This is a genomic window from Streptomyces sp. JJ38, assembly GCF_019303475.1.
Classification (GTDB): Bacteria; Actinomycetota; Actinomycetes; order Streptomycetales; family Streptomycetaceae; genus Streptomyces.
This window is the reverse complement of record NZ_JABLSI010000053.1, coordinates 26,004-32,684: the sequence shown is the minus strand read 5'-3', so window position 1 is coordinate 32,684 and position 6,681 is coordinate 26,004. Positions and strand designations below refer to the sequence as shown.

At 73.2% G+C, this 6,681-nt stretch carries 7 protein-coding genes; all 7 read left to right on the top strand.

Features of this window, described 5'->3' with window-relative positions:
- Positions 1 to 124: 124 nt before the first annotated feature.
- The 7 genes from HPT28_RS22965 (at position 125) to HPT28_RS22935 (ending at position 6,488) form a co-directional block, all read left to right on the top strand.
- The gene (locus HPT28_RS22965; RefSeq protein WP_219093099.1) at positions 125 to 1,204 is read left to right on the top strand and encodes an LCP family protein; all 1,080 of its coding nucleotides are present in this window, start codon (positions 125 to 127) and stop codon (positions 1,202 to 1,204) included.
- 169 nt (positions 1,205 to 1,373) lie between these two features.
- Positions 1,374 to 1,592 (top strand): 50S ribosomal protein L31, encoded by a 219-nt coding sequence (gene rpmE, locus HPT28_RS22960; RefSeq protein WP_219093098.1) that lies wholly within the window; start codon positions 1,374 to 1,376, stop codon positions 1,590 to 1,592.
- 114 nt (positions 1,593 to 1,706) lie between these two features.
- Entirely contained in the window at positions 1,707 to 2,777 is a 1,071-nt protein-coding gene (gene prfA / locus HPT28_RS22955) for a peptide chain release factor 1 (protein ID WP_219093097.1), read from the top strand.
- A gap of 29 nt (positions 2,778 to 2,806) precedes the next feature.
- Positions 2,807 to 3,697: a peptide chain release factor N(5)-glutamine methyltransferase gene (prmC, locus tag HPT28_RS22950; RefSeq protein WP_219093096.1), complete on the top strand. Its 891-nt coding sequence runs from the start codon at positions 2,807 to 2,809 to the stop codon at positions 3,695 to 3,697.
- Positions 3,697 to 4,344, top strand: coding sequence for an L-threonylcarbamoyladenylate synthase (locus tag HPT28_RS22945; RefSeq protein ID WP_219093095.1), 648 nt, complete (start codon positions 3,697 to 3,699; stop codon positions 4,342 to 4,344). Before prmC ends, HPT28_RS22945 begins: the two co-directional genes overlap by 1 nt.
- Entirely contained in the window at positions 4,341 to 5,006 is a 666-nt protein-coding gene (locus HPT28_RS22940) for a protein-tyrosine-phosphatase (RefSeq protein ID WP_219093094.1), read from the top strand. Before HPT28_RS22945 ends, HPT28_RS22940 begins: the two co-directional genes overlap by 4 nt.
- A gap of 87 nt (positions 5,007 to 5,093) precedes the next feature.
- Positions 5,094 to 6,488, top strand: coding sequence for an MraY family glycosyltransferase (locus tag HPT28_RS22935; RefSeq protein ID WP_219093093.1), 1,395 nt, complete (start codon positions 5,094 to 5,096; stop codon positions 6,486 to 6,488).
- Positions 6,489 to 6,681 lie beyond the last annotated feature (193 nt).

Sequence of the window (6,681 nt, the reverse complement as noted above, 5' to 3'; positions counted from 1 at the left end):
CCGGCGGTGCCCGGCCGTGCCCGGCCGTGCCCGGCCGCCCCCGCCGCGCGCGGGTCCGGACCGCGCGCGTTGCCGCCGCCCGCGAGCGGGCCCACCATGGAAATCCCGGAACCGAGGTACGGACATGGGACGAGAAGGCGGTAGGAACGGGCGGGGTCTGCTGTGGTCCGAACGGGCGGCGGCCATCGTCGGCGGCATCCTCGTGCTCGCCCTCGCCGTCGCCGCCGTGATCGGCGCGGTGCGGCTCTTCGGCGGCGACGACGAGGACGGCTCGGGTCTGGGGAACGCTCCCGGCCACGAGCGGCCCCCGGACGCCCGGAACGGCTCGCTGGACGTGCTCGTCCTCGGCTCGGACTCCCGCGCCGGAGACAACGCCCGCTGGGGGCGGGACACCGGGAGCGCGCGGTCCGACGTCATGATGCTCGTCCACCTGCACGCCGGGGAGCGCGGCGCCACCGTCGTCTCCCTGCCCCGGGACACGCTGGTGGAGCGACCCGCGTGCGACCGTCCCGACGGCGGTACCGAGCCCGCCGCCTCCCGGGTCATGATCAACTCGGCCTACGCGGTGGGCGGACCGGACTGTGCCGTGGCCACGGTCGAGGAGCTGACCGACCTCCGCGTCGACCACTTCCTCGCCGTGGACTTCTCCGGCTTCGCGGAGCTCGTCGACGCGCTCGGCGGCATCGACGTCACCGTCGAGCGCCCGGTCAGCGACCCCAACAGCCACCTCGACCTGGCCGCCGGGCCGCAGACCCTCGAGGGCGAGCAGGCGCTCGCCCTGGTCCGCACCCGGGGCTCCGTGGCGGGCGGCAGCGACCTGGGGCGCATCCAGCTCCAGCAGGCCTTCCTGACGGCCCTCGTCGCCCAGCTCCACTCCGAGGACCTGCTGGCGGACCCGGCCCGCGCGCTCCGGCTCGCCGACGCCGCCGACGAGGCCCTGACCACCGACGACGGCCTCGACTCGCCCCGCGAGCTGGCCCGGCTCGGCCGCGGCCTCGCCTCCGTCGGCCCCGAGGACCTGGACCTCCTCACGCTGCCCGTCGTCCCCGCCCCCGAGGCCCCGGGACGGCTCGTGCCGCTGAGCGAGCGGTCGGCCGAGCTCTGGCGCGCCCTGGCCGCCGACGAGCCCGTTCCGGCGTCGGCGACCCAGGGCTCCGCGGCCGAGGGCATCGAGGTCGGGGACGTCATCCGTCCCCGACCCTGACCGCGCGGGGCACTTTGGGGGGGAGGAACCCGGGCACGACGGAATAACCGAGGGGGTGCCCTCGTTTTTGTCGGTGCGGCCAGTGATGGCAGACTGGACCGTCGGCCCCGGTTCACGCCCCGCGTCCGCGACGGCGACCCGGCGCCCTCCCGATCCATAGGAGAAGACCGTGAAGCGCGACATCCACCCGGAGTACGTCGAGACGCAGGTGAGCTGCACCTGTGGCGCGTCGTTCACCACCCGCAGCACCGTCAAGGAAGGCACCATCCGTGCCGACGTGTGCTCCGAGTGCCACCCCTTCTACACCGGCAAGCAGAAGATCCTCGACACCGGTGGCCGCGTGGCCCGCTTCGAGGCTCGGTTCGGCAAGAAGGCCGGGGCCAAGTAGCGACCCTCAGCGCCGGTTCCCGCGCCCGCCCGACGGCGTGCCGGGACCGGCGCTTTGTCGTCGCCCGCCCGCCCCCTTCGCCCCGTGAGCCCTTCGCCCAGTTAAGGAAGCCCGATGTTCGAGGCCGTCGAGGAACTGATCGGTGAGCACGCGCAGCTCGAGGAGCAGCTCGCCGACCCCTCGGTCCACGCGGACCAGCCGCGTGCCCGCCGGCTGGGCAAGCGCTACGCCGAGCTGACGCCCATCGTCGCCGCGTACCGGAGCTGGAAGAGCACCGGCGAGGACATCGAGACCGCCCGGGAGCTGGCGGCCGACGACCCCGAGTTCGCCGGCGAGGTCAAGGAGCTGGAGGGGCGCCGTGAGGAGCTGACGGACCGGCTGCGGCTGCTCCTCGTCCCGCGCGATCCGAGCGACGACAAGGACGTCATCCTGGAGGTCAAGGCGGGCGAGGGCGGCGACGAGTCCGCGCTCTTCGCCGGAGACCTGCTGCGCATGTACCTGCGCTACGCCGAGCGCCAGGGCTGGAAGACGGAGATCATCGAGGCCACCGAGTCCGACCTCGGCGGCTACAAGGACGTCCAGGTGGCGGTCAAGGCCAAGGGGGGCGCCGAGCCCGGCCAGGGCGTGTGGGCCCGCCTGAAGTACGAGGGCGGCGTCCACCGGGTGCAGCGCGTACCCGCCACGGAGTCCCAGGGCCGCATCCACACCTCGGCCGCCGGGGTCCTCGTCCTCCCGGAGGCCGAGGAGGTCGACGTCGAGATCAACGCGAACGACCTGCGCGTGGACGTGTACCGCTCCTCCGGCCCCGGTGGCCAGTCCGTCAACACGACCGACTCCGCCGTCCGTATCACCCACCTCCCCACCGGCATCGTGGTCTCCTGCCAGAACGAGAAGAGCCAGCTCCAGAACAAGGAGCAGGCCCTGCGCATCCTGCGCGCCCGGCTGCTGGCCGCCGCCCAGGAGGAGGCCGAGCGCGAGGCGTCCGACGCCCGCCGCAGCCAGGTCCGCACCGTGGACCGCTCGGAACGTGTGCGCACCTACAACTTCCCGGAGAACCGGATCTCCGATCACCGCGTCGGCTTCAAGGCGTACAACCTGGACCAGGTCCTCGACGGCGAGCTGGACGCCGTCATCCAGGCGTGCGTCGACGCCGACTCCGCCGCCAAGCTGGCCGCGGCGGGCTGAGCGCACAGGGGACGGGTGAGGTACACGAGATGCAGCAGTCTCCCGGGGGGCGCGGCCCCCAGCAGCCGTCGGCACGCAGTGTGCTGCTCACCGAGGTGGCGCAGGCGACGCAGCGGCTCGCCGACGCCGGCGTGCCCTCGCCGCGGTTCGACGCCGAGGAGCTGGCCGGGTTCGTGCACGGCGTCAAGCGGGGCGAGCTGCACCGCGTCGCCGACGCCGACTTCGACGCCCGCTACTGGGAGGCCGTCGCCCGCCGCGAGGCGCGTGAACCCCTCCAGCACATCACCGGCCGGGCCTTCTTCCGCTACCTCGAACTCCAGGTGGGACGCGGGGTGTTCGTGCCGCGCCCGGAGACGGAGTCGGTGGTCGGCTGGGCGATAGACGCGGTCCGCGCGATGGACGTCGCCGAGCCGGTGGTCGTCGACCTGTGCACCGGCTCCGGGGCCATCGCGCTGGCCCTGGCCCAGGAGGTGCCGCGTTCACGCGTGCACGCCGTCGAGCTGGACGAGGACGCCCTGTACTGGGCCCGCCGGAACACCGAGGGTTCCCGGGTGCGGCTCCACCACGGCGACGCCCTGACGGCGCTGCCCGAGCTGGACGGCCAGGTGGACCTCGTCATCTCCAACCCGCCCTACATCCCCCTCACCGAGTGGGAGTACGTCGCGCCCGAGGCCCGGGACCACGACCCCCAGCTCGCGCTGTTCTCCGGCGAGGACGGGCTGGACCTGATCCGCGGGCTGGAGCGCACGGCCCACCGGCTGCTGCGGCCGGGCGGGCTCGTCGTCGTCGAGCACGCCGACACCCAGGGCGGCCAGGTGCCGTGGATCTTCGCCGAGGACCGCGGCTGGGCCGACGCCGCCGACCACCCCGACCTCAACAACAGACCCCGATTCGCCACAGCCCGCAGGGAGGTGCCGTAATGGCACGGCGCTACGACTGCACCGAAGCAACCGACCGGAAGACCGGGCTGCGGGAGGCCGCCTCCGCGATCCGCCGCGGTGAGCTGGTCGTGCTGCCCACCGACACGGTGTACGGGATCGGCGCGGACGCCTTCACCCCGGAGGCCGTCGCCGATCTGCTGGAGGCCAAGGGCCGCGGCCGCGGCATGCCGACCCCGGTGCTCGTCGGCTCGCCGAACACGCTGCACGGCCTCGTCACCGACTTCTCCGAGCAGGCCTGGGAGCTCGTGGACGCGTTCTGGCCGGGCGCGCTCACCCTCGTCGCCCGCCATCAGCCCTCGCTGACCTGGGACCTGGGCGAGACCGGCGGCACCGTCGCCGTCCGCATGCCGCTGCACCCCGTGGCCATCGAGCTGCTGACCGAGGTCGGGCCCATGGCCGTCTCCTCGGCCAACCTGACCGGTCACCCGGCCCCGCAGGACTGCGACAGCGCGCAGGAGATGCTGGGCGACGCGGTGGCCGTCTACCTGGACGGCGGCCCCACCCCCGACAACGTGCCGTCCTCGATCGTGGACGTCACCGGGAAGGTGCCGGTCCTGCTGCGGGCCGGGGCCATCGGCGTGGAAGAGCTGCGCACGGTGGCGCCGGACCTGAAGGAGGGCAGTTGACCGCGCCTGAAGGGCGTGGAATACCGACTTCGTCCCCGGAGGTTCCGTCCGTGGGACGGCCCTTCAGGATCCTCCACGTCTCCACCGGCAACGTGTGCCGCTCGCCCATCACCGAGCGGCTGACCCGCCATGCCCTCGCACTGCGGCTCGACGGCGAGCGGGTCGGCGGCCTGCTCGTCGAGAGCGCCGGCACCTGGGGGCACGAGGGCGCCCCGATGGAGGAGCACGCCGCGACGGTCCTGGCCGACTACGGCGCCGACCCGGCCGGCTTCACCGGGCGCGAGTTGCTGGACGAGCACGTCATCCGGGCCGACCTCGTGCTGACCGCCACCCGGGACCACCGGGCACAGGTGATCTCCATGGGCCACTCCGCGGGGTTGCGCACGTTCACGCTCAAGGAGTTCACCCGTCTGGTGCGGGCGATCGACGCGACGAGCCTGCCGGACGCCGCCTCGCCGGGCGGGGTCGCCGAGCGCGCCCGCGCGCTGGTGCAGGCCGCGGCGGCGCTGCGCGGCTGGCTGCAGGCACCCAGCGCCGAGGCGGACGAGGTCTACGATCCCTATGGTGCTCCGATCACCTACTTCCGCAGCGTGGGGGAGGAGATCAGCCTCGCCCTCGACCCCGTCGTCACGGCGCTGACAGGGGTACCCGCCCCCGCCTAGGCGGGGAGCGGTCCGGTCGGAACCATCCAGCGGCGTCGCCGTGTCCTAACCTGTGGGCCGAGATGCCCGAGATTCTCTGGGGAGCCCGTGCGGGAGTATCTGCTGACGTTGTGCGTCACGGCCGCGGTCACCTACCTGCTGACCGGACCGGTGCGGAAGTTCGCCATCGCCGCCGGGGCGATGCCGGAGATCCGGGCCCGGGACGTGCATCGCGAGCCCACTCCGCGGCTCGGCGGCATCGCCATGTTCGGCGGCCTGTGCGCCGGGCTCCTGGTGGCCTCGCAGCTCAGCAACACCGGTGACGTCTTCACCCTGTCCGACGAGCCCCGGGCCCTGCTGGCCGGTGCCGGGATCATCTGGCTGCTCGGGGTGCTCGACGACAAGTGGGGCGTGGACGCGCTGGTCAAGCTGGGCGGCCAGATGATCGCCGCCGGCGTGATGGTGTGGCAGGGCCTCACCATCCTGTGGCTGCCGATCCCGACCGTCGGCATGGTCGGCGTCACCCCGCTCCAGGGCACGCTGCTGACGGTCGCCCTCGTCGTCATCACGATCAACGCCGTCAACTTCGTGGACGGGCTGGACGGCCTGGCCTCCGGCATGGTGTGCATCGCCGCCCTCGCGTTCTTCCTGTACGCGTACCGCATCTGGTACAGCTACGGCATCGAGGCCGCGGCCCCGGCCACGCTCTTCGCGGCCGTACTCATGGGCATGTGCCTGGGGTTCCTGCCGCACAACATGCACCCCGCCCGGATCTTCATGGGCGACTCCGGCTCGATGCTCATCGGGCTCGTGCTCGCCGCGGGCGCGGTGTCCATCACCGGCCAGGTCGACCCGGACGCGCTGCGGCTGTTCGAGGGCTCGGAGAAGTCGGCGGTGAAGGCCACGGTGCCCGTCTACATGCCGCTGCTGCTGCCGCTGACCATCCTCGCGGTGCCCGTCGCCGACCTGGCGCTCGCCATCGTCCGCCGCACCTGGCGGGGCCAGTCACCCTTCGCCGCCGACCGCGGTCACCTGCACCACCGGCTGCTGGAGATCGGCCACTCGCACAGCCGGGCCGTGCTCACCATGTACTTCTGGTCCGGGCTGATCGCGTTCGGCGCCGTGGCGTTCTCGGTCAGGTCCCGCAGCCTGGTGATCGTGCTCACCGTCGTCGCGCTGTCCGCCGTCGGTTTGGTCGTGCTGCTGCTGCCGCGCTTCACACCGCGCGTCCCGGCCTGGGCCGAACGCCTGGTGCCGCCCCGCTACCGCCGCGGCCGTGCGGAGGACGAGGACGGGCCGGAGGCCCGGGACGAGCCGGGGGAGCCGGACGCCGGAAGCGGCCGTGACGGAGACGAGGGCCCTGGCGGCCCCGGGGTGCTGGACGACGCCGAGCGGGAGCCGGTGGCCGCCGCCACCCGGGTGAGCGAGCCGGGGCCGAACGGGGCTACGGCACTGGGCCGTCGACGGACCGGGCAGGGCCGTCGGCACGATCCGCGCGCGTGAACTCCCGGTCAGTGCACGGATGATGCGATGCACTCTCAAGTGTGACGGCTGGCACACCAACTTGGTAAAGACCTCATCAAATAGTTTGTGATACCGTTCACGAGAGCCGGTCAGGAGCCCGGCGCCCCGCCCCAGGGGCCCGCTCCGCTGCACTCTGCACCGCCGGTTACGCTCGCCCCCCGACGGCCACGTC